The organism is Nioella nitratireducens, assembly GCF_001879715.1.
In the GTDB taxonomy this organism is placed as follows: domain Bacteria; phylum Pseudomonadota; class Alphaproteobacteria; order Rhodobacterales; family Rhodobacteraceae; genus Nioella; species Nioella nitratireducens.
The window spans coordinates 1-596 of the sequence record NZ_MNBW01000076.1 but is presented as its reverse complement, the minus strand read 5'-3'; the positions used below and the strand labels follow the sequence as shown (position 1 = coordinate 596).

Below are 596 nucleotides of genomic sequence, written 5' to 3'. Positions count from 1 at the left end.
GTGGTGATGTGGTTGGTTTCCAGTTGGGTCTGGATGTCGCCCGAGAGGTTCTCGACGCCCGAGGACACGACGGCCATCACGGCCAGGCCGAGGCCAACGATTGCGGCGGTCAGAACGACCCAGTCAACAGTGACGGCGCCGGATTCGGAATTCAGGAAGGTCTTGATCATGGTCTTGCTCCAGGTTTGCTTTGTCTCAGGTTTGCCCGCTGCGGGGCGTTGCCCCCTTGGGATGAAGTGACATTCGCCTTGAAACCGGGCGCGATTGGGGCGGTCGCAAGAATTTATCGGGAAGTTTCGAGGAATTGTTGCGACCGGGGGTGTCTGTAACAGGTCTCGATCTGACACCGGGACAAAGAAAAAGGGCCGCTGCCCGATGGCGCGGCCCTCTTCGATGGGGGTGTTGGACGATCAGTCGCCGAACGAAGTGGTGATGTGGTTGGTTTCCAGTTGGGTCTGGATGTCGCCCGAGAGGTTCTCGACGCCCGAGGACACGACGGCCATCACGGCCAGGCCGAGGCCAACGATTGCGGCGGTCAGAACGACCCAGTCAACAGTGACGGCGCCGGATTCGGAATTCAGGAAGGTCTTGATCAT

The 596-nt window shown here is 59.9% G+C and carries 1 protein-coding gene; it reads right to left on the bottom strand.

Annotation, left to right across the window (positions count from 1 at the left end):
- Window positions 1-410: 410 nt before the first annotated feature.
- Window positions 411-596 (bottom strand): pilus assembly protein (locus tag BKY27_RS19650; RefSeq protein WP_071676137.1); only part of this gene is annotated, 186 nt, incomplete at its 5' end.